Annotated in this window: 21 protein-coding genes; 19 read left to right on the plus strand and 2 right to left on the minus strand. The window is 43.7% G+C overall.

The window, feature by feature from the left end:
• Positions 1 to 227: 227 nt before the first annotated feature.
• Positions 228 to 1025 (minus strand): ATP-grasp domain-containing protein, encoded by a 798-nt coding sequence (locus AWV70_RS00400; RefSeq protein WP_060203194.1) that lies wholly within the window; start codon positions 1023 to 1025, stop codon positions 228 to 230.
• Positions 1022 to 1888 carry an ATP-grasp domain-containing protein gene (locus AWV70_RS00405; RefSeq protein WP_060203196.1) on the minus strand — a complete coding sequence of 289 codons (867 nt, stop codon included), beginning with the start codon at positions 1886 to 1888 and terminating at the stop codon, positions 1022 to 1024. Before AWV70_RS00405 ends, AWV70_RS00400 begins: the two co-directional genes overlap by 4 nt.
• 62 nt (positions 1889 to 1950) lie before the next feature.
• Between AWV70_RS00405 and AWV70_RS00410 the strand changes: the two genes are divergently transcribed.
• The 19 genes from AWV70_RS00410 to AWV70_RS00500 form a co-directional block, all read left to right on the plus strand.
• Complete coding sequence (locus tag AWV70_RS00410) at positions 1951 to 3159, plus strand: bifunctional folylpolyglutamate synthase/dihydrofolate synthase (protein ID WP_060203197.1); 1209 nt, start codon at positions 1951 to 1953, stop codon at positions 3157 to 3159.
• Positions 3160 to 3243: 84 nt separating this feature from the next.
• Entirely contained in the window at positions 3244 to 4947 is a 1704-nt protein-coding gene (locus tag AWV70_RS00415) for a sensor domain-containing diguanylate cyclase (protein ID WP_060203199.1), read from the plus strand.
• 24 nt (positions 4948 to 4971) lie between these two features.
• Complete coding sequence (locus AWV70_RS00420; protein ID WP_235588495.1) at positions 4972 to 6693, plus strand: GGDEF domain-containing protein; 1722 nt, start codon at positions 4972 to 4974, stop codon at positions 6691 to 6693.
• Positions 6694 to 6816: 123 nt separating this feature from the next.
• Positions 6817 to 7242: a type II secretion system protein gene (locus tag AWV70_RS00425; protein ID WP_060203203.1), complete on the plus strand. Its 426-nt coding sequence runs from the start codon at positions 6817 to 6819 to the stop codon at positions 7240 to 7242.
• The gene (locus tag AWV70_RS00430; RefSeq protein ID WP_082713398.1) at positions 7166 to 7708 is read left to right on the plus strand and encodes a prepilin-type N-terminal cleavage/methylation domain-containing protein; all 543 of its coding nucleotides are present in this window, start codon (positions 7166 to 7168) and stop codon (positions 7706 to 7708) included. Before AWV70_RS00425 ends, AWV70_RS00430 begins: the two co-directional genes overlap by 77 nt.
• Before the next feature lie 3 nt (positions 7709 to 7711).
• Positions 7712 to 8923, plus strand: coding sequence for a hypothetical protein (locus AWV70_RS00435; RefSeq protein ID WP_060203207.1), 1212 nt, complete (start codon positions 7712 to 7714; stop codon positions 8921 to 8923).
• Positions 8924 to 8985: 62 nt separating this feature from the next.
• The gene (locus AWV70_RS00440; protein WP_160327607.1) at positions 8986 to 10305 is read left to right on the plus strand and encodes a VanW family protein; all 1320 of its coding nucleotides are present in this window, start codon (positions 8986 to 8988) and stop codon (positions 10303 to 10305) included.
• A gap of 30 nt (positions 10306 to 10335) precedes the next feature.
• On the plus strand, positions 10336 to 11994 hold the full coding sequence (locus tag AWV70_RS00445; protein ID WP_060203211.1) for a GspE/PulE family protein: 1659 nt from the start codon (positions 10336 to 10338) through the stop codon (positions 11992 to 11994).
• A 10-nt stretch (positions 11995 to 12004) separates the two neighbouring features.
• Positions 12005 to 13042: a type IV pilus twitching motility protein PilT gene (locus tag AWV70_RS00450; RefSeq protein ID WP_060203213.1), complete on the plus strand. Its 1038-nt coding sequence runs from the start codon at positions 12005 to 12007 to the stop codon at positions 13040 to 13042.
• A gap of 2 nt (positions 13043 to 13044) precedes the next feature.
• Entirely contained in the window at positions 13045 to 14256 is a 1212-nt protein-coding gene (locus AWV70_RS00455) for a type II secretion system F family protein (RefSeq protein WP_060203215.1), read from the plus strand.
• A gap of 119 nt (positions 14257 to 14375) precedes the next feature.
• Positions 14376 to 14810, plus strand: coding sequence for a competence type IV pilus major pilin ComGC (locus AWV70_RS00460; protein WP_060203217.1), 435 nt, complete (start codon positions 14376 to 14378; stop codon positions 14808 to 14810).
• A 24-nt stretch (positions 14811 to 14834) separates the two neighbouring features.
• Entirely contained in the window at positions 14835 to 15788 is a 954-nt protein-coding gene (pilM, locus tag AWV70_RS00465; RefSeq protein WP_060203219.1) for a type IV pilus biogenesis protein PilM, read from the plus strand.
• 6 nt (positions 15789 to 15794) lie between these two features.
• Positions 15795 to 16412 (plus strand): hypothetical protein, encoded by a 618-nt coding sequence (locus tag AWV70_RS00470; protein WP_060203221.1) that lies wholly within the window; start codon positions 15795 to 15797, stop codon positions 16410 to 16412.
• Positions 16405 to 17088, plus strand: a complete 684-nt coding sequence (locus AWV70_RS00475) for a hypothetical protein (RefSeq protein WP_060203223.1) — start codon at positions 16405 to 16407, stop codon at positions 17086 to 17088. Before AWV70_RS00470 ends, AWV70_RS00475 begins: the two co-directional genes overlap by 8 nt.
• Positions 17085 to 17840 (plus strand): prepilin peptidase, encoded by a 756-nt coding sequence (locus tag AWV70_RS00480; protein WP_060203225.1) that lies wholly within the window; start codon positions 17085 to 17087, stop codon positions 17838 to 17840. Before AWV70_RS00475 ends, AWV70_RS00480 begins: the two co-directional genes overlap by 4 nt.
• An 89-nt stretch (positions 17841 to 17929) precedes the next feature.
• Positions 17930 to 18598: a hypothetical protein gene (locus tag AWV70_RS00485; RefSeq protein WP_060203227.1), complete on the plus strand. Its 669-nt coding sequence runs from the start codon at positions 17930 to 17932 to the stop codon at positions 18596 to 18598.
• A gap of 96 nt (positions 18599 to 18694) precedes the next feature.
• Positions 18695 to 19294: a Maf family protein gene (locus AWV70_RS00490; RefSeq protein ID WP_060203230.1), complete on the plus strand. Its 600-nt coding sequence runs from the start codon at positions 18695 to 18697 to the stop codon at positions 19292 to 19294.
• A 28-nt stretch (positions 19295 to 19322) separates the two neighbouring features.
• Positions 19323 to 20000, plus strand: coding sequence for a RadC family protein (gene radC / locus AWV70_RS00495; protein ID WP_060203234.1), 678 nt, complete (start codon positions 19323 to 19325; stop codon positions 19998 to 20000).
• A 239-nt stretch (positions 20001 to 20239) separates the two neighbouring features.
• The coding region (locus tag AWV70_RS00500) for a rod shape-determining protein (RefSeq protein WP_060203232.1) at positions 20240 to 21150 on the plus strand (911 nt) is incomplete at its 3' end.

Genomic DNA, 21150 nt, shown 5'->3' on the forward strand with positions numbered 1-21150 from the left:
GCTCATAACTCGTGCTCTAGCGCTCATAAAACCGGTTCTGCGCTCATATAATCCTGCTACGCGCTCATAAAACTGGTTCTGCGCTCATATAATCCTGCTACGCGCTCATAAAACCGGTTCTGCGCTCATAACTCCTGCTACGCGCTCATAAAACCGGTTCTGCGCTCATAACTCCTGCTCCCACTCTCATAAAACTCGTTCCGCGCTCATAACTCGTGCTCTAGCGCTCATAATCCTTCCAATTTCATCTTCACATACTCCATCAACTTCTCCGCAACTGAAAAATCATGCGTCACATACAGTGTTCTGGCGCCGACCGGATCTTCGATTTCATTCAACATCCAACCTCCATCAGGCAATAAAAGAAAATCAATGCCGATATAATCGCTTTTTAATGCCCTCGCTATCTTTCGGACTTCATTTTCTTGCCAAGATGAAAGTATATACTTTTCCACTGTACCACCAAGTGTGAAATTTGATTTGAAAGAGTCACTTCCGGACCGTTTGACAGCTCCTAAAACTTCCTCGCCGAGCATGAAAACGCGGACATCCGTTGCGTTGGACTCAATATATGGCTGGGCGATCAATTGTCGGCCTGCAAATCGAGTAAAGAATTGGTCGGCATCCCTTTCTTGGTGATAAAGAAACACTTCATTTCCACCATGCCCATCAGTTGTTTTCAAAACAGCGGGAAGGGGAGGAAGATCTTTTATGGACCCGATCTTTGTCGTGGGTATGGCAGAAGCACCTAACAAAGTCGCAAGTTCGAATGTCTTCAATTTATCGTTCGCAATCCTGTTCACTTGCGAACGGTTGATTATCCGAAATCCGGCTGCCTCCCATCTCTCCGAAAGCAATGGTTTTCGAGCGCGGAATAAAATGAAATCTGCGTCGGCATCCGGTTCTTCTTCATCCACCAGCAGCGTCAATGAAGTATCCAATCGCGATGCATGTTTCATCAGATCATCGATAAATCCCCGGTTACGTTCTGCTTCTGTTAAAGAATAATAAATATATCCTTTCATCCTAATTTACCTAGAATATAACTGATCATCTGATCTGCGACGTTGATGCCAGTCACATTATAAATATTCCGGATATGGGCAGCGGCATTCACTTCACAGACAAGTGGCACTTCATTTTCTCCAAATAATAAATCCACACCGGCAAACTCTGCGCCAACTGCTTCGGCTGCCCGGATTGCCAATTCCTTCTGCTCAAGGGACAGTTCGATGACGCTTGCCACGCCACCGTTCGTAATGTTCGCCCGGAAATCCGTTTCAGAAGAGCGGTGCATCGCAGCAATGACTTCACCGCCAACGATATTTACACGGATATCTCGTCCTCTGCTCGTCGCAATGAACTGCTGGAACACATAGTCAACGCCCCGAAGCTCATCCACTTTCGCGAAAAAATCCTCTTTCGTTTCAATCAAATACACTTTCATGCCGAACGAACCGTGGCCTTCCTTAATAATCATAGGCAAGCCAAGTTTTTCAAGGACCTTTTCATAATAACCAGATCCTTCAATCGTAAAATTCGGATACACTTTCGGAGCGATAATCGTTTCGGGCATTGGAATATTATTCTTTGCCAATTGTATGTATTGCTTCGCCTTATTATCACATGTCTCAATCACATCAGGGTCATTAAAGACAGGGATTCCAACATTTTTTAAAAATGTGGCCAGTAGGATATCTTTGTCGAGAAAGACTACAAAATCAGGTCGGATTTCCAGCTTTTCATTAAGGGCCATAAGCACCTCATAGTTCTTTTTCAAGGTCGCATTTATGCCTGCCCGTTCAGCGGCTTCTTGCAACAGCTCCGCCTGATCGCGGAATTTATCGCTCGTCAAACTTCCATTATAGATGACCCAACATTTTTTCATTTCGTTCCCTCCGGCCGTGATATACTGTTTCTAAGCTGATTTTACCATAAGGGGCGAGTGAATTGATTCCAAAATTTGATGAATATAAAGAGCGATTCGAAATAGAAAGTGACGATGTAATAAAACCTGGTCTTGATAATATTCGTGCTGCACTTTTAAAAGCAGGGAATCCGGAAAAGGGCCTGCATGTCATCCATGTGGCAGGTACGAACGGAAAAGGTTCCACAATCGCCTTCATGGAATCCATCTTGAAAGAGCATGGATTTACGACAGGGGTCTTTTCGTCTCCGGCGTTGGTCGATGTCCATGACCAAATCCGAATGAACGGCTTTCCAATCAGTAAGGAAGAGATGGACAACACGTTCATGGCGATGAAAGAAGCAGGGCTAAGCGGCACATTGACAGATTTTGAATTGTTGACAGTTGCGGCTTTCCTCACCTTCGAACGGCTTGCGCCTGATTATGTACTGTTGGAATGCGGCATGGGGGGCAGCTTGGATAGTACGAATGTCGTAGACCCGCTCGTATCTGTCATAACAACTATTGCATTAGACCATGTCGGTTTTCTTGGCGGGAAGATTGAGGAAATTGCCGGGCATAAGTCAGGGATCATTAAAGAAGATACTCCTGTAGTCGTTGGTCCGCTATCGAATGAGGCTATGCATGTCGTTCGAATTAAAGCACTTCAGATGAACAGCGAAGTAGCCGTTTATGGCGATGATTTCAAGGTAGCTAACGGAGAGTTCATCGGAAAGGCAGTTCATGTATCAATCGGACAACGCAGGATGAAAGGACCGCATCAAGCTGTTAATTCGGCCGTTGCGATCGAGGCGTTGCTGCAGGCAGGAGTATCTATGAATGAGGAACATATTGCAAAAGGAGTCGCCAAAGCAGCATTGCCTTATCGGTTCCAGGAAATCACTGAGGGGGTCTTTATTGATGGGGCGCACAACCCAGCTGCTGCCAAAATGCTCACCGAGACGATCAAATCAGAATTCCCAGGTGAAAAAGTCGATTTTGTCATTGGCATGCTGAACACGAAAGACATTGGGAAAACGCTTGATGAGTTGATTCCTGTTGCTGCTTCCTTCACTTTCGTCACATTTCCACACCCGCAGGCCGCTACTGCGGAGGAATTAATGAGCAGTTGTCAGTATAATAGAAAAAGGGTGACAAAACACTTAGATGATACTATAATACTAAGAAGAGGAAAAGATAGGAAGAAAATAGTCGCAGGTTCTCTTTACCTGATTGTTAGTCTTTTGGACTAGTTTCAGCTACGAAACATGCTCGCTTTCCATAAGACAATCCCCTATCAATTCGCTAACTTAAATATTTTAAAGGGGTGCATGAGGGTGTCTGAAAAAAAGTGGTCAACAATCAGCCTTTTTATTATTTGGTTGCTCATCGTTCCTCCAGGAATCACATATTTCTTTATCACTCAGATGCCTGAAACCATCAATTTCACTTATGTATTGCTCTTTATCATTTTTGGCATGCTTACCGCGTTTTTTCCAATCATGAGGAATGGACAACCGATTACGTTAGTCATGTGGGCAACGCTTCCCGCTTTTCTCATGTATGGAATTGCGGTTGAAATGATTGTAATGCAACTTTCGATCTTTGCAATCCTTTTTGTGACAAGAAGGCACCAAAAGCAATTACACCGATTTTTTCTAAACTCCATCATGATGTTCATTTTATCGCTTGTCGCTGCAGGTGCATTCTACGTAGTCGGCGCGCAGGTCGGCTCAATGGATTTTTGGTCGCTGCTACTCGGCGTCGCTGTATATCGGCTAGTACATACAACAACGAATTTCGGTTTATTAAATATGTATTTTGAGGCGAAAGGGTTGAAAAATCCGTACACGGCAAAAGATATAGTATTTGAGTACGCGACTCTCATCCTTATTCTTCCTCTGGCTCTGACTTTCTATTTAATGCTTAATATAGTCGGGATTGCTTCTTTTTTACTATTAGGCTTTCCTTTTTTTATGACAATTACTATTATCCGCCTGTATAGCCGTACTGAAAAGATCAATGAGTACATAAAAAAGGCAGGCCAAATTGGAAGTGAACTTTCGGTCATGACGGATGAAGAATTGGTTTCAACCCAATTCATCAAAAAAACGAGCGAGTTATTCAAAGCCGATTACGTCTTTCTCTTCTCAAATCACGATCAATGGCTGGAGCTTGAGAGATGGTATGAAAGAAAAGGTTTTGTTGAACGCCAATTTCAAATGATCCAAATCGGTGAGGGAGTTGCAGGGATGGTATTGGAAACGAATGAGCCGGTCATCTATTCGAAGCGAAAAGACTGGGGCCAATATGCCACAATCTCAGCGCCTGAAGATTTGGAGAGCGTCCTTTGCATCCCGTTGACGCATAACAACGAAACGAACGGCATCCTACTGTTGGGATCCAATCGGAAAGCTGCCTTCGGGGATCATCAGTTGAAGATTTTGGACTTGCTTGGATCGTATTACATCGTCGCTCTCGAAAAGGCCCGCTACGTACAGGAGGCATTGCAACGGAGCGAAAGATGCGCATTGACGAAGCTCTATAATTACCGCTATTTGGAAGAAAAGCTTCACTTTGAAATGAACCGGATGCGCATGGGGGATATCGAAGACTTATCCGTCATCATGCTTGATATCGATCATTTTAAAAAGGTGAATGATACATTCGGCCATCAGAGCGGAAATGATATATTATACGGCCTTGCTAGAATTTTAGAGAAGGCAACACCTGACTATGGAACAATCGGACGTTATGGAGGCGAAGAATTCGTCTATATATTGCCGGATTTTTCAAAAGCGGAAGCAGTCGATTTTGCTGAGCGGCTTCGATTGCTTATCAGACAGCATGCCTTTACGATCATACCCGATTTGGGCGATGACAAGTATCCGGTGAAAGTGTCCATCACATCCAGTGTCGGCGTTGCGAATGCACCTATGGATACGGATGAAGCGATGAATCTATTGCGGAACGCGGATCGTGCATTATACATCGGTGCAAAACAAGCAGGAAGAGACCGGGTGGCCGAATACGTAAGATGATATAGGGGGGGATCAGAATTGATAGTGACAGCCCAACAAAAAAGAGCGATCTATATCCTGTGGATTCTTGTTGTTCCTATGATGTTTTACATAGCCCTCCACTACTTTCCAGCAGCATCATATGATTATGTTAACTTGGCCATCTATATGGCAATCCTTCTTGCTACATTGATGACTTCCATATCATTGGATCGGGTGAGTATCACTTTGGAGAGATGGGTCATTTTCTCACTGTTCTTCCAATATGGGATTGTCGCCGAAATGATTTTCATGCAAATTGCGGTATTCGTACTACTTTTCACAATGAAGTCTTCGACACCGAAAGGATTCCGTTTTGCATTTAACTCCATCAATTTTGCAGTTGTTTCCATTATAAGTGGTGTCATTTTTCATGTGTTTGGCGGTTCGCTGCAGGAAATGTCATTAAGTGAATTTCTGCTTGCAGGCTTTATATATGCATCCGCTTATTCAATCATCAATAGTGCTATCATCTATTTATTTTTCAAATGGCTAAAGACGGACACATCCAGAATGAAAAAGATTATCTTGTGGGACTATGTCACAACGATCCTGCTTTTGCCGTTTGCCATCACTTTTTGTCTTCTCATGCAGCAATTTGGAAGCACTGCTTTTTTATTGATAGGTGTTCCATTTATTATTGTCTTGCTTGTTTCAAGCAACTATATGAAGTCTAATAAATTGAACGAAGTCTTGTCATCATCGACCATCATCGGTCATCAGCTTGCGGATAGCTTGCGAGTAAAAGATGTCCTCCTTACTTTCATCGACAAAATCAAAGGGGTCATCCCCTATGACAATGCCTATATCGTCGATTTTAGAATGGGTGAAAACCTAGTCATGCTCGCTTGTAAAGAAGGCGAATTCCATAATGACACTCCGACGAAGTTTTCATTTCCACAGAAAAGGGGCGAAGGGGATGGCCTGGATGTGGAAGCGACCAAGTTATTCATGAATAAAAAGAGTGTAGAAGCGCTGATAGGATATTCATTCGATACTTCCGTGGAAAGTATCATGACAGCACCTATTAAGAGGAACCAACGGACAGAAGGATTCCTGATCCTGACTTCCAACCAACGATATGCTTTTGAAGAAATGCATGTGAAGATGGTGGATCTGTTGACCGGCTATTTTGCAACTGCAGTGGAAAAGGCAAGGTATTATGAACGGACAGTGGAAAAAAGCGTAAGATGCGGGTTGACTGGCCTCTATAATTTCCGCTACTTAGAGTCGAAATTGGATGAAGAAGTAATCCGGTACCATACCGGCGAAGTCTCCACCTTGTCCACGATCATTCTCGACATCGATCACTTCAAGTCCATCAACGATACTTACGGTCATCAAAGCGGCAATGACTTGCTTTGCACGTTCGCCGCACTCTTAAGAAGCTACCAAACGCCTGAAATGACATTGGCCAGGTATGGCGGCGAAGAGTTTGTCATGATCCTGCCGAATTATGAAAAAGCCGAAGCCGTGGAGTTTGCTGAAACGATTCGAAAAGCAATGGAAGAGTCCAGCTTCAAAATCACCCCCGACCTATCGGAAGAAAGGGAACCTACAATTGTCCAAATGACAATAAGCATCGGCGTCGCAACCATGCCGATTGACGCAAAAGACGGAAAAGAATTGCTGCGCAATGCTGACCGTGCGCTTTACATTGGCGGCAAACAGGCAGGAAGGAACCGGGTGGGGGTTTATGAAAAGGAAAAAGAGAATATTCCAAGTTGAAGACCGGCATAAGTCGGTCTTTTTCTATGACATTTTCACTATCTTCGTTGACTAGTTGATTAGTTTCTACAGATTTTGTATGCTGTAAGTAATAGAACCATAAAAAGGGAGGCGATGTAATAGATGAGAAGTCATAAGGGGAACGAAAAAGGGATGACCCTTGTCGAAATCTTGGCTGCTCTTGTCATATTGGGCATCGTCTTTATTGGATTTATGACGATCTTTCCGCAAATGACTAATTTTAATGAGAAGACGGAGAGTAAGCTAACTGCAATGAACGAGGCAAGGGTGCATCTGGATAACTTTAAAAACTCGTCATATTCTATTGATTATTTCACTTCGGAAAACGGGTATGTGGAAAAAAACGGCTCTTGGATTCGGACTGAAGAAAGTGGAATTGGTGAAGTTGAGTATAAAATTGAAAAACAACCCGCATTGCCAGCTGGAGATGCTGAAGGTGAGTTGAGTCTGCATGGAATCATTATATCTATTCAAAAGGATAGCAAAGTTATCAGCGAGACTTTTGGCTATATTGAAGTCGGCAAATGAAAAACTAGACAAGAGACCGTCGCGGGAATCAGGGATGACACTAATAGAGGTATTGGCCGTACTTCTATTGACCGCACTTGTCATGATGTTAATTTGGACTACGGTACTTACAAGCATGAAATACAATATAACGGAAACTAAAAAGTTAAAAATGCAGCAGGAGGCAAATTATATAATTACGGATCTTCAGCATATTCACCGAAAATGCGATACATATAGGTTAGAGGAGAGAGACGGGGAAATTTGGATGACAGATTGTACAGGTGTTGACGCTCAATCAGATAAGAAAATTGGTTCGGAAAATAATTTTAAAATTATTGGGTTACCAACGAAACAGGAGATTAGAGCGAAAACAACAGAAGCTTCTATGAATGTTAACCTAGTAGTTGCTGATCCGGTTAAAAACAAACTGAAAGTAAGTGTTTCAACAGTTATCTCTAGATATAAAGTGGAGAAGGAGGAGTGAGAAATGCGAAAAAGTCATAACGAACAGGGCTACGCATTATTAATAGTCCTCTTTTTAGTCCTCTTCATAATGGTAGTTTCAGCTGTATTTATAAGAGGTACACTTGGAAATGCAAAGCAAGAAATCAAAGTGGATGAAAGTCATCTTACGGTGATGGCTGCGGAAGCGGGTGTAGACTTTTTTAAGACTTACATTTCGAATTTTTATTTATCTATTGTACCTGATTTGGAAATATTTATTCAGAAAAATATTGAAAACCAACTTAAAGATCCAAAAAATCAAGCTAAGGTTATTGATTATAATATAATTCAGAAAGATACAACAACTGAATTGGAAAGAATGTTTAATGAGGAGATTCTTGGATTTACAGTAGAGAAGAATATTGAGTTATATAATTTTGTAGTAGAAACGACTTCTGTGAAAGGATATCCTGATCGACATAAAGTGATCATTAAAGGGATATCCTTAGGAATGAAAAATGGTAATGAGGAAAAGATTTCGTTTGAACAAACAGTGATTATACCTGACTTCAGCGGATCACCGAACTCAAATGGGGGTGGGGGCGCATCCTCTCCTAATATGCATAAACTTTATCCCGATAATGTAAAGGCTTCCTATTGTGGAAACAATAAGAAGTTATCAAAGGTAACATGTAAAGGAGATAAGAATGGCGGTTATAGTAGTGTGGCAAACTCAACCATTTATTTTCCGGATGGATTTAAGGGTCCTAATGGAAACTTTAACGTGAGTAATTCTACGCTGTATAGTAAAGGTAATTTAAATGTTGATAATTTCAATAACTTAAGTGGGGCGAATTTAAATATTGATGGTAGTTTTAATGCGGAAAATATGAACAATATTACCAATTCTTTATTGGCTATAAATGGATCCGTGGGTATAAAAAGCAATGTGCAAAACATGGTTAATTCTAGGATGGTAATTAGAGGGTCTGCCCATGTTAATGGGCATTTGACAATAGAGGATAATTCGATGGTTTGTGTTGCAGGTTCTCTACAAATTGATAAGAAATTAACTATTGGGAAGGGTAGTAAATTAGTTCACTGGGGTAGTCTTGTGGCATTTGGAGGTGAAAATATAGCAGGTGAGATAATACAAGTGAACAGTGAAAATGAAGTTTGGGAACAATGTAAGTTGGTAAATAGTAACTCGATTGAATGGACAAATCCTATCATGGAAAATGTAATCTATGAATAACTTTATGTTTGATTCAATGAATTTAGATGGAAGAGATAAGTTTGTGGAAGAAGGTGATTAATGTGAGCCAAAAGGTAGTTACAATAAGTTTATCCTCTATTTTACTTTTGTTCATAATGTCTGGTGCAGCTTTAGCATCAGACTTTCGCTTTGGCAAGCAATACGCAGATCACACATACGTCGGACCGTTTAATATTTCCAATAATAAAGCTAAACAAGCAAAATCCAAATTAGCATCCGATTTTTCAGAGCTTCAGTCCAAATTGGAAGTGAACCTAATCTACCAAGACATTCAATTCGCACTTCCACCTGAAGCAATCAAGTTCGACATCGACATGACCCTAGCGAATGCAACTTCCGGTGTGGACAATCCGATAATCGCCATTGTTTCTCGTGAAGCGTTGCAAACTGTGCTTAGCCAGGAGCTTTCCAAGATTCATTTCTCGGAAAATGCAATTGATTCGATTGCAACAGGAATTGAAGAAGAACTACAAACAGGTATTATGCCGAGAAATGTCCATATAACTGATTATTTTGGAGTCGATGAAATACAAACTGAAGTAATCGCGTCATCTGAATATAGCATCGACGGAATTTCACCTTCTTTATCCAAAGCGATACATGCACTGGACCAATCGGTTATAGGCCCATTCGAATCATTTTCCATGTTGGAAGTATTGACAAGCTCCGAAGTCGGGCCGCTTACTGATGAGGAATTGACATTGCTCACTTCTATGTTATATACCGCAACTCTACAAACAAATTTCCAAATCGATGAGCGGAATATAAGCACAGCCATAACTACCGATATTCAAGCTGGTTTCGAAGCGGCAATGAATCAAACTTTAGGGCTTGACTACAAGTTTACGAACCCGAATAAAACAGAATTTACCATCCAAGCGGATTGGTCAGCTGGTGCGATAAATGTTTCGTTGGAAGGTCGGCCGCTTTATTACACATATGAACCTTCCGTCACAAATATAGAAACCTATAAACCGAGGACGGTACGACAATATAGTGCATTCGTCAATGATGGACAAGTTGTCGTTTCACAAGAAGGCAAAGATGGTGTGGAAGCGATCGTAAAACGGACATTGTCAGTCGATGGAAAAGTCATCGACACAGAAGATATTTCTGAAGACTTTTATGCACCTATTCATCGGATTGAAATCCACCCGCTATCCAATGAGAATTCCTCGGCGATAGAAAACACTAATAGCGAGGGAGCAGACCTTCCACAAGATGAAGAGACTACATCAGATAACAGGACGGAAACATCTAATCCGGGAGAAGCAGGTAATGTAGATGAACCAGGTATTGAAGACTCGGCTCAAGGTGAAGTCATTTACGATAAGAGCGGTCTTCCGATATCCGGGAAATGATTGACGTCTAGAAGTGAAAGAGGGATAAATATGGCGACAACACGAAAACGACTGGGCGATTTGCTCGTTGAATCTGGACTCATAACAGACGCACAGCTTCAAACCGCTTTGGAAGAAAAGCCACGGGATCAGAAACTCGGTGACGCACTTCTTCAAAGAGGGTACATCACTGAGCAGCAATTAATTGAAGTGCTTGAATTCCAGCTCGGGATCCCCCACGTCAATTTATTCAGATATCCGTTTGACCCGAAGTTGTTCAATGTCGTGCCGAAAGAATTTGCGAAGCGGAATCTCCTCGTTCCATTGAAAGCAGAGGGAGACAGGCTGTTTGTCGCAATGTCCGATCCAATGGATTATTTGGCTGCCGATGACTTGCGTTTGTCGACAGGTTTTCATATTGAAACCGCAATCGCTTCAAAGGACGATATTTTACGGACGATATCGAAGTACTACGAAGATGAATTGTTGGAAGACTTTTTCATTGAGCAGCCGGAGGAAACGAGAGAACAGCAAGATGAATTGACCGATCTTGATTCCCCGATTGTCCGTCTCGTCAATCAGTTGTTGTCGTCTGCAATAACGCAGAAGGCGAGCGACATTCATATAGATCCGCAAGAGCATCAAGTTGTCATCCGTTTCCGAGTCGATGGAATGCTGAAGACAGAGCGGTATTTGCCAAAGCATATGCAAGCGATGCTCACTGCGCGGATCAAGATCATGTCTAGCCTCGATATTACGGAACATCGTGTACCGCAGGATGGCAGGATCAAAGCAACAATCGATTTCCGCCCGATCGATCTGCGGGTCTCCACGTTGCCGACCGTTTTCGGCGAGAAAGTGGTCATGCGTATTTTGGACTTGAGCAGCTCATTGAATGACTTGACAAAATTGGGTTTCAGTCATGTTAATATGGTGCGGTTTCTGAAGGAAATCGAGAGGCCGAACGGAATCGTCTTGATATCAGGACCGACTGGGTCGGGTAAATCATCCACATTATATGCAGCCTTGAATAAATTGAATAAAGAAGAAGTGAATATCATCACCGTTGAAGACCCGGTTGAATACCAACTGGAAGGTATAAATCAGATTCAAGTCAACCCGGCTGTCGGTCTTACTTTCGCGAACGGTTTAAGGTCGATTTTGCGGCAAGATCCGGATATTGTCATGGTCGGTGAAATTCGTGACCGCGAAACTGTGGAAATGGCGATTCGTGCATCATTGACAGGGCATCTTGTCCTAAGCACAATCCATACGAATGACTCTATCGCTTCGATTACGAGACTGATCGATATGGGTGTTGAACCGTTTCTTGTGACAGCTTCCGTGAACGCCATTATTGCTCAACGGCTGATTCGTCGTGTTTGCCGAGATTGTGGTCGGGAAATGCCTGCATCGAACCGTGAAAAGGAAATTTTCGCAAAACGGGGCATGGAGATTGAAACAATCGTCCGCGGTCCCGGTTGTGCGGCATGCAACATGACGGGGTACCGAGGCAGGGTCGCCATACACGAAGTGCTAATCCTTAACGATGAGATGCGTGAAGTGATCAATAACCATGGCACACCGGCAATGCTAAGGGAAATTGCTTTACGGAACGAAACTGTGTTTTTGATAGATGATGGATTGGATAAAGTGAAGCAGGGCATCACCACTACGGAAGAAGTACTGCGTGTTTCACTTATAGAATAGGGGTATTGCTATGATTGAAACAATAGATCGAATATTAGAGAAAGCATTTGAATTGAAAGCATCCGACATCCATTTGACGGTCGGTGTGCCCCCTGTTTTTCGGATCCATGGGGAGCTGAAGCGTTATGGAGAAGCATCCATAGATGAAACTTTCACGGACGTTGCAGCCAAATCGACAATCCCGGAAAAGTTATACGGAGCATTTCTTGAAAAAGGGCAGATTGACTACTCCTATGAATTGAAAGGAATTGCCCGTTTCCGCGTCAATGCATTCCAACAGCGTGGCTCCATTTCGCTTGCTTTCCGGACGATTCCGACGATTATTCCATCAATCGATGAATTGCAAGTCCCCGGGATTTTGAAGTCATTAGCGGAAACACCTCAAGGACTCATATTAGTTACCGGTCCGACTGGTTCGGGGAAATCGACGACACTTGCGGCGATGATCCATTATATGAATGAGACGATGCGCAAACATATCATCACGCTCGAAGATCCGATCGAGTATGTACACACTCATCAATCTTCCATTATCGACCAGCGTGAAGTTGGCTTTGATACGAGCTCATTTGCGGACGGATTACGTGCATCATTACGGCAGGACCCCGATGTAATCCTCGTAGGAGAGATGCGGGATCTAGAGACGATTTCAACAGCGATCACCGCAGCAGAAACCGGGCATCTAGTCCTCGCAACGCTTCATACGTGGAGTGCTGCTTCTACAATCGATCGTATTATCGACGTCTTTCCTCACGGACAGCAATCCCAAATCCGCGTTCAGTTAGCTGGCGTTTTAACGGCAGTATTGTCACAGCGGCTATTTCAAACAGTTGACCGGAAGGGGAGACGAGTCGCCACCGAATTGATGATCAACAATTCCGCGATCTCGAATTTGATTCGCTCGGAAAAAGTCCATCAAATCCCGAATGTTATCCAGACGAATCGATCGGTGGGAATGCATATGATGGATACTTCGGTCAAGCAGCTTCTTGAACGTGGACTAATAACATACGAAGCTGCAATGCCGTACATTGAAGGTGATGAGTAACGATGGCCCGTTTCAAATATGATGGTCGTGATGCAAAAACAAAAAGATCGGGCATTATCGTTGCCGCGAATAAACGGGAAGCTGCCTTGAAATTGAAGAGTCAAGGAATCCGAGTAACGAATTTGACCGAACAGGCCGAAACAGTTCTTACGAAAGAGATCCATCTCGGAAAACCGATCAAACGGACCCAATTCATCATGTTCCTCCGTCAATTTTCGACATTGCTCCGTGCGGGCGTAACCATTGTGGAATCAATCCGTATTCTTTCATTGCAGGTAGAATCGAAGCCTTTCCAAAAGATTTTAATTTCTATCGGAGATGATCTTCGAGGCGGCGGATCGTTATCGGATACATTAATGAAACATCCGAAAGCATTTGAGCCATTGGTCATTAACATGATCAAAGCGGGAGAGATGTCAGGTACTGTCGACGATTCGTTGGACAGGCTTGCTGAGCATTACGAAAAAGCGCATATGACGAAGCAGAAAGTCATTTCCGCGATGTCTTATCCGATTGTTGTAGGAATCGTTGCGATTGGTGTCGTAATTTTCCTATTGACCTTCGTCGTTCCAATGTTCGTCGACCTATTCGCAAGCGTCGGCGGAGAACTTCCAATGCTAACACAGTTTGTTTTGAAGGCAAGTGATTTCATGGTCGACTATTGGTATGTTTTCATCCTTTTGGCGGCTGGAATTACAGTTGGAATATTGATGATGCGCAATAATAAAGAAGGGAAATTTTTACTTGATTCCTTCCTATTACGAATTCCTATTTTCGGTGATCTTATGAAAAAGTCTGCATTATCTACGTTGACGAGAACGCTAAGTTCTTTGTTCGCCAGTTCCGTACCGATTCTGCAGGCATTGTCGATGACGGAGAAGATTGTGGAAAACGAGGTTATTTCACGGGTTGTCGGCGAATCAAGGGAGTCATTGGAACGAGGCGGCTCATTGACGGAGCCTATGGCAGGCCATTGGGCGTTTCCGCCATTAATTCCTCATATGATTGCGATCGGAGAGCAGACAGGGTCACTTGACGCGATGCTAGGTAAAGTAGCCGATTTCTATGAAAAGGAAGTTGATGCGTCAACAGATCGGCTGAAAGCGTTAATTGAGCCATTGATGATAGTTCTTTTGGCAGGGTTGGTTGGAACGATAGTGCTTTCGATACTATTGCCGATGTTTAGTCTCTTCACAGAAATAGATAATATGTAGCGGATTTCGTCGAAAAATAAATAGTTATATATAAATATAGGATGATAGTTTCATTTTAACTAGGAGTTTGGTATTCTTAATTTATATTTGATAATAAGATAGAATGGGGAGGAATAATGATGAAGAAATTATTACAGAAACATTTGAAAAATGAAAAAGGATTAACACTTGTCGAGCTTTTGGCGGTAATTGTCATCTTGGGGATTATTGCAGCGATTGCTGTGCCTTCGATTGGGAATATTATTGATAATTCTAGAGTAAAGGCAATTAAAGCTGATGCTCAAAATGTTTTAGCTGCTGCAAATTTATACTTTATTGATAATGCTGAAGAAACTGAAGTTGACTTAGCAAAGTTGAAGGGCGCTGGTTTCCTAGAAGATGAAGGCTCTCTCACGAGCGGAACGGTTACAAAAGGAAATCCAAATACAATAAAAGGTGAGGGAACTACAGGTAAAGTGACGGTAAGTTTTGATGGTGCCTCGAGCAAATCAATTTCCGATAGTGGGAATGAAACGACCGTAGGTGGTACAGGTACAGGGAACGATCAAAATTAAGTATTTTTATTAAGGAGCTTCGCCATGCCGCTATTCAACCGCCGCAAACAGCCGGCAACACTCACAATTGAAGACGATGCCGTCCGTTTTGTCCGGTTGAAGTCAACACAGCCGCTTGTCGTCGATGTTGCGGAGGAAGTGAAGCTTCCTCCGAACACGGTCGTTGAGGGGAAGATTGTTGATGCAGAGGCGCTGGTGGTCATTTTGGAAGGAACTTTGAAGGAGTGGGGCATCGCGAAGCGCGATGTCCAATTCCTTGCTCCTGATACATATGTAATGATTCGTAAGGTGCCGTATCCGGATGATATCGAGCCGGATGAGTTGAAGGGACACTTCTTCATTGAAATCGGTTCCACGATCTATTTGCCATTCGATGATCCGGTTTTCGATGTGGTACCTTGCACATTGAATGAAGAAAGCAAAGAAGCGATTTTGATTGCATCAAAGGAAAGTATTTTGGACAAGTACGAAGAAGTACTTAAAGCGGCGAAGCTGAATCCTGTTGTTGCGGATATCGGTCCGCTCGCCCTTTATCGGCTTGCGTACAAGGTATATCAATTTGGTGGGCATGAGCATGTTTTGATCGCTGATATGTATGACGGTATGTTGACCGTGTCGATTTTCCATAAGCATTACCCGCTTTTCATGCGTCCTGTCGATCTGTCGCAATCCGCTGATCTTTTGATTGTTGCGGACGCTCATTCAGATCCGCATTCCATCACGCCAACGACGATTGTGATGGAACTTGAAAAGCTGATGAACTTTTATCGATATAATTTACATAACGGAAATGCTTCCATTTCCCATTTGCTCGTGAATGGCGAATACGGTGATATGGAAAAACTATTGTCTAACATACGCGAACGTTTTTCTATCGAAGCGGAACGTTTGTTGAAAAGACCTTTGGAGCTCCAGGATGGACAACAATTGCCAGCAACCTTCAACCGGACGATCGGTTTGGCATTGAAAGAGGTGTAGTTAGTCATGCTCGTTGATATTAATCTATTGCCTGAAAAGGAGAGGGAACGGTCGACGCTCCTTATCGCTGCACTTGTTATTTTAGGTGCGGCTATTCTTTTTTGGGCAACACTATTTCTTCTATCCCTTTCCATGTCGAAGGAGACTCTTCGGGCAGAAACGCAGATATCCTCTTTACATGCGAGCCAGGAAACAATCCGGGAAAATCTTAAGCCGTCCACGCATGCAGATGTTCGGGAAAAACTTGCGGCGACTGTTGAGTGGGCTGAAGCGTACCGATTTGATACATTGCCTTTGTTGCGTGAAATGATCGCTTTATTGCCGGAGCGAGGTTTTTTTGTGTCATTTGAATTCACAGCGCCTCATGCATCAACGGTTGTTGCCCAATTCGATGATAAGTCTGCCGCCGCCTATTATTTGACGAGAGTCAAGTCGTCGGCAGTTGTCTCCGCGGCAACAATGGAATCATTGGTAGCCGAAAGTTTGGACGAGCAAAGTGGCTCGGAGTCGCTTCCGCGTTTCGAAGCGACGTATCATATTGAATACTTGGATGGACGAGACGTTGTCATCGAAGTCGGAGAAACGATAGAAACGGATGGGCAGGAGGAGAGCTCCGATGAGTAAAATGACAAAACGTCAGAAGGAGATGGGGCTCGTTATTTTGGCGATTGTATTCCTGATCTCCCTTGCTGCATATTCCTATTTCCAAATTTACGCTCCTGCGAAAGAATCAAGTGAACGAGCCAAACAGACATTGGCGAATGAACGGGATATCCTTTTTGCGTTACAAAGGCAAGAGGCGCAGCAAAGTCCCACAGCGTCGTCCAGTTCGCGCCTGTTGCAGGAAAAACTGCCTGTAAAGCCGCTTGAGGATCTGATTCTCCTTCAAGTGCAGAAAGCAGAAGTGAAATCGGATGCCTATGTACATGAAGTGAATTTTTCGCTTGAAGAACCGTCAATTGAGAATCCTCCCGAGCAAGTTGAAAACGTCCAAGCTGTCGTTGCGGAAGTGCATTTGGAGGCGGATGCATACAGACAAATCGACCGGTTCATTGAAGAAATCGAATCGATGGAACGTATTTTTATCGTGGATCGGGTAGAGTTCACTGCTTCTGAAGAGATGAGGATGGTCGAACAGGAGAATGAACCGATGGAGCTAATCGTCACATTTCATGCGTTTTACCGCCCGGATTTAGGGAATCTTGAGGAGGAAACGCCGAAAGTGGATGCCCCTGTACCGGCTGGCAAACAGGATCCGACGCCGATCAACAAAATCCCTGGACTAGGTGATAGTGAATGAATATTGTTTGGGTTATCCTATTTTTCGTATATGGAATCATTTTCGGCTCTTTTTTCAATGTGGTAGGCCTTCGTGTGCCGAAAAAGGAGTCAATCGTTTCGCCGCCGTCCCATTGTAAAACATGTAATCGGAGGTTGCATTTGCTTGATTTGATTCCGATCTTCTCTTACGTTGCCTTAAAAGGAAAATGCAGAGGATGCGGACAGAAAATAAGCAGCGTGTATCCATTCATCGAATTTGTAACGGGTGCTCTATTCGCGTTTTCATATATCCGACTCGGATTCAGCCTAGAATTGATCATCGCTTTGCTGTTCGTTTCATTGCTCGTCATCATCACAGTTTCCGATCTAGCCTATATGATCATCCCTGACAAAGTGCTTCTGCCGTTCGCCATTGCGTTGTTGATCCTTCGATGGATCATTCCGACGTCGCCGTGGTGGGATAGCCTGTTAGGGGCTGCAGTCGGTTTCTGCGTGCTGTATGTCATTGCAGTCGTGTCGAAAGGTGGAATGGGCGGAGGGGATATCAAACTGTTCTTCGTCATCGGGCTTGTGCTCGGAACGGTGAATACGTTATTGACGTTGTTCCTCGCCTCTTTGATCGGCTCTGTCGTCGGCATTTACGTGCTGAAGAAAACCGGAAAAGGGAAGAAGACACCTGTTGCTTTCGGACCGTCCATTGCAGCGGCAGCCATCATTTCGTATTTTTTCGGAGCGGACTTTGTCGAATGGTATCAGCAATTATTCATTTAAGTCGATAAATTTTTTAGGACAAGGCGACATACGTCTTGTTCTTTTTCATGTCCGATTTGATACGGTTACTAAAAACGGGGTGGTCTGGCATGAACTTCAAGAAGAAATATTCAAAAGTGACAGTTGCGGCGGCGATGCTCCATGGTGTCATTATTGGCATTGCAGCTGTAGCAATCGTAGGTTTCATCATCGTCGGGACGAATGGACAAGGGAAGGGAAAGGCAGGTGAACAGGAGCTCGTGGCAACAGATCCGCCTGCTTCCAGCGAAACGACACCTGCATCAGGTCCTGCAATTTCGTCGGATGAAGCTCCACTCAAACTGTTTGCTAAGCAGCATGGTGTGTTTTCCTCCGTTCAATCCGCGCAGGAATTTATAGCGCAAGATGCAAGTCTGGCAAAAGCGGATATTTTGGAAATCGAAGGGCAGTTCTATGTATGGAGCGCTGTTGGCATCCGAGAAGACGAAATCGAAGTGAGTGAATATGAAATGACGTTCAGGAAACCGTTTTATGCGGATACGTCGTCGTGTTCCACTGTGGGAGCCGGGAAATTAAGGAGTGCTTTATCGGAAACGGAATTATCGAAAATTAAATCTTTGACAACTGTTGCGGAAGGGGAAGCTGATGATGAAAAGATCACTGACTTCCGCAAAAATGTCGTTGCCATCATTACGTTTTCTTCGGATTTGCAAATTGTACGCCTTAAATTGCTAGCGAATTATACGCATAAAGATGGTTGTGTGAAAATCAATTTTTAAACGGAGAAAGCTGGTCGAAATAGCGTTATTGCGGATTTGTGAAAATTTCCATTGCTCTCCTTCTACAGTATGATAAAGAAAAAGGAGGTTGCAATAATGGAATTTATGACAAATATGCCGATACTCCTGGCATCCGGCTCCCCAAGAAGGCAGGAGCTGCTTAGAAATCTTGGCATTCAGTTTGACATCATGCCAAGCAATGTCGAAGAAGTTGTGGAGTTAGTGGATGAAGACTTCGCGGACTACGTTCAAAAACTCGCAGTTAAAAAGGCTGCTGCGGTGTCGGAAATGCACAAGGAGGCTCTGATTATTGCAGCGGACACGATTGTCGTGTTTGATGGGGAGGTTTATCCAAAACCAACATCGAAAAAACAGGCGGAAAGCTTTCTGAGAAAATTTTCTGGCAACACCCACTCGGTTTTCACGGGTGTCAGCATTCTTGGAAAAGGGATTTCAAAAGTCTTTTCAGTCGAGACGAAAGTGACATTCAAGGAACTTGACGATCAGCTGATCCGTGCATATGTCGATTCCGGGGATCCGATGGACAAGGCAGGCGGATATGGCATCCAAACCGCTGGTGCGCTCCTTGTTGAGAAAATTGATGGGGATTATTTGAATGTTGTTGGCTTACCTATATCGAAGCTGGTGGAGACTTTACGCGAAGAAGGTATCATTCTGGTGAAGGAGGCTGAATAATTCGTTGACAGCCGATGTGAAGAACCAGATGATGATCCGGGATGTACATATCGCGGATAGACCTCGTGAAAGGCTCATCCGTCAAGGGGCGGGAAGCTTGTCGAATCAGGAACTCATTGCCATCCTGCTACGGACAGGGACGAAGGAAGAATCCGTTTTGATGCTTGCCAACAGGATCTTGAAGTCATTCGATAAGATTCAGGATTTGAAGGATGCGAACGTGGAAGAGATGATGGCGGTGAAAGGCGTGGGACAAGCGAAGGCCGTCCAAATACTTGCTGCTGTTGAAATCGGAAAGCGGATTTCCCGAAAGCATTCGGATGGACGTTATGTCATCAAATCTCCCGAGGACGCTGCAGCTTATTTGATGACGGATATGTCATCCCTTGTCCAAGAACATTTCGTCGTTCTTTTTCTGAATGTAAAAAACGAAGTGCTGCACAAGCAGACAATTTTCATCGGCAGCTTGAATTCATCTATCGTGCATCCCAGGGAGATTTTTCGCGAAGCGGTGAAACGGTCTGCCGCTTCCATCATTTGTGCGCATAACCACCCTTCAGGCAATCCGTCACCTTCACCGGAGGACATCGAGGTGACAAAAAGGCTTGTCGAAGCGGGTTCGATTATTGGAATAGAACTGCTCGATCATCTCATAATCGGGGATCATCGTTTTATAAGTCTTAAGGAAAAAGGTTATATGAGCTAGCAATTAACTCCTATTCTGGTAACAGCTTTGGTGGAAATGAAGAATGGAAAGAGTGACCTGGCCCTACAGCATGAAGGGGATTTAAGGGTTTTCAGCAGTCGCTTTAAGCAGGAAGGCGATAGCATCAAAATCAAGCTTGTTGCTATTGACACTGTGAATTTGTTCTCCAATCCGTTATAATGTGGTGTATGATTTCAAGAAGACCATATTAAGCGGTCGAATAGAAAGGAAGAACAGATTTGTTTGGATTAGGATCAAGAGATGTCGGGATTGACCTCGGCACAGCAAATACATTGGTTTTCATTAAAGGAAAAGGGATTGTTCTCAGGGAACCGTCCGTCGTAGCGAAAAACACAGTTACGAATGAAATCGTGGCAGTCGGTTCAGCGGCTAAAAATATGATTGGACGTACACCGGGTTCCATCGTGGCGACTCGCCCGATGAAGGATGGTGTCATCGCGGATTTCGAAATTACGACAGCAATGATTGAGCATTATATGAAAGAAGCGACAAAAGCTGCAGGAAGCGCATGGAAAAAGCCGAACGTAATGGTCTGCGTTCCATTCGGCATCACTTCTGTCGAACAGCGCGCTGTCATTGACGCTGCTAGACAAGCTGGCGCGAAGGATGCGTTCACAATTGAAGAGCCGTTCGCTGCTGCAATAGGTGCTAATTTGCCGGTTTGGGAACCTACGGGCAGCATGGTCGTCGATATAGGTGGCGGTACTACAGAAGTTGCGGTCATTTCACTTGGCGGCATTGTTACGAGCGAGTCAATCCGTGTCGGTGGTGACTCGATGGATGGATCAATCATTAGCTATATCCGCAAAGTATATAATCTAACAATCGGTGAACGCACAGCGGAAGCTATTAAAATTGAAATCGGTTCAGCGAAAGTTTCTGCTAAACCTGAGAAAATGGAAATCAGAGGCCGGGATTTGTTGACAGGACTTCCGAAAACATTGGAAATTTCTTCAGAGGAAATCGTTGAAGCTCTCCGTGAATCCATTATGCAAATTATTGAAGGCGTCAAAAAAACATTGGAAGCAACTCCACCAGAACTGTCTGCAGATGTTATGGAACGTGGAATCGTCTTGACAGGCGGGGGAGCATTGCTTGAAAACTTGGACAAGGTCATTTCGGATGAAAC

It is taken from the genome of Sporosarcina koreensis, from assembly GCF_001531445.1.
Lineage (GTDB): Bacteria > Bacillota > Bacilli > Bacillales_A > Planococcaceae > Sporosarcina > Sporosarcina koreensis_C.